The organism is Photorhabdus viridis (assembly GCF_040256935.1).
Classification (GTDB): Bacteria; Pseudomonadota; Gammaproteobacteria; order Enterobacterales; family Enterobacteriaceae; genus Photorhabdus; species Photorhabdus viridis.
This window is the reverse complement of sequence record NZ_JBEJZY010000140.1, coordinates 1-1,580: the sequence shown is the minus strand read 5'-3', so window position 1 is coordinate 1,580 and position 1,580 is coordinate 1. Positions and strand designations below refer to the sequence as shown.

Below are 1,580 nucleotides of genomic sequence, written 5' to 3'. Positions count from 1 at the left end.
CGCCATCACGATTAACTATCAGCGATTTATTGCCCAAACGAAATATGATCCGACTATACAGATGATCCAGGAATTTCAGTGCCTGAAAGTGACCTTTGATGGCTGGCGACCAGCGTATTGCTTATTTCTGGAGGCTAAAGCGCGGTATGACCAGTTTTTTAATAGTGAAGGCAAACCCAAAAGTTGGTGGAAAGGTGGCGAATCAGGCAAAAAACAGGCAGAAAGGCATCAAAAAGTCTGTGATGTCCTAGAAGGTACACCTTATGTAGAATGGCATTTTTTACAACCAATTAGTTATGCTTATTTTAAGGTACAGTTTAGCGAGCATAAAAATATCAGTGTTCATTATACCCCTTGCGACAATTTATTTTAATCTGAGGTTAACATGGCAATAATTCGTATGGAAATCAATGTGCGTTATGAACAGCAGAAAACTATTACCACTAATACGGCGTTGATGGATTTGTTTCATATTACACAGCAAATCGATATATTTTTTAGGAAGAAAAAGACATGGTTTTTAAAAGGATATTCTCGGAAAGAGGCATTAAAACATATTGTGTTTGATGAACAGGGACCAACAAAGGGAGCAGTAAGTTATTTTGAAAAATCTTATAAAAAAGATTTTCCTTCGCTTATTGAAGGTATATGGGATGGTGAAAAGGATGAGTTATCTAGTAGTGTTAGTTATAATAAATTGTCAACAAAAGGCCCTAATTGGGTCAGATTAGAACTGAACCTAAAAATTGACAGCAGTCAACTTGATATTTCACGGTTAATTGAATTTGTCAAATACCTAGTGACCAGCCGTGATCTCCCTTATATTCAGGTCGAAACCAACGAATATACATTACGGGATAAACAGGTTTTCCCTGATCGCCTCAGTGTTGGCTGGATGCTTTACCAGCCTTGCATTATTGATAAATCTTATCTGCCTATGGTGGAAGATGTACTTCCTGTCCATCAAAATAATGAACAGATAGGTACTCTGATTGTCACCAAAAAAGGCATTTTTGATGGAAGAAATCAGGACGATATTGATAAATCCAATGATGTTGAAATTCAGTTGTTGAACCTGGGATTATTGCCATTAATTACAGAAGTATGATGGGGATGATGTTATTTACCAATCGAAAAACGGTGGAGAATGTTAATGTCAAAAGCAGTTATTCTGCTGGGTGATACAACAGATCATGGCGGTAAGGTGATTACCGCTATTGATGACTATACTTACAATGGTATTCCTATAGCAGGTAAAGAAGATTTGGTGGAGTGCCCTCAATGCAAAGGGGTTTTTCCTATTGTTCAGGGGGCTGACTTTTTAAAATATAAAGGAAAATCGATTGCGCTTGAAGGAATGCAAACCGCTTGTGGGGCAAAATTAATTGCCAGTCAGCATAAGTTCACTCTTGCCCGTTAATGTGAATTTAATTCGGAGCATTTGAATTCCCGGTCAGGAGCTGAAACAGCAGTTTAAAGATATTCTTTGTATTGCAAAAAATAAGATAAACAGGAGACGTTGATATGCCCATACCGTTACTGGTCCCTGTCGCAGTGGGTGCGGCTGAATATGTTGCCAG

At 38.1% G+C, this 1,580-nt stretch carries 3 protein-coding genes; all 3 read left to right on the top strand.

Annotation, left to right across the window (positions count from 1 at the left end; genetic code table 11):
* A partial coding sequence (locus tag ABR397_RS22540; protein WP_350307664.1) for a Tox-REase-5 domain-containing protein occupies window positions 1–373 on the top strand: 373 nt, incomplete at its 5' end.
* Between the two features lie 27 nt (window positions 374–400).
* Window positions 401–1,108: a hypothetical protein gene (locus ABR397_RS22535; RefSeq protein WP_350307663.1), complete on the top strand. Its 708-nt coding sequence runs from the start codon at window positions 401–403 to the stop codon at window positions 1,106–1,108.
* A 45-nt stretch (window positions 1,109–1,153) separates the two neighbouring features.
* The gene (locus ABR397_RS22530) at window positions 1,154–1,420 is read left to right on the top strand and encodes a PAAR domain-containing protein (RefSeq protein WP_350307662.1); all 267 of its coding nucleotides are present in this window, start codon (window positions 1,154–1,156) and stop codon (window positions 1,418–1,420) included.
* Window positions 1,421–1,580: the final 160 nt, after the last annotated feature.

Coding starts and splice junctions, on each gene's coding strand:
- ABR397_RS22530 (WP_350307662.1), top strand. CDS start 1,154: ATGTCAAAAGCAGTTATTCTGCTGGGTGATACAACAGATCATGGCGGT.
- ABR397_RS22535 (WP_350307663.1), top strand. CDS start 401: ATGGAAATCAATGTGCGTTATGAACAGCAGAAAACTATTACCACTAAT.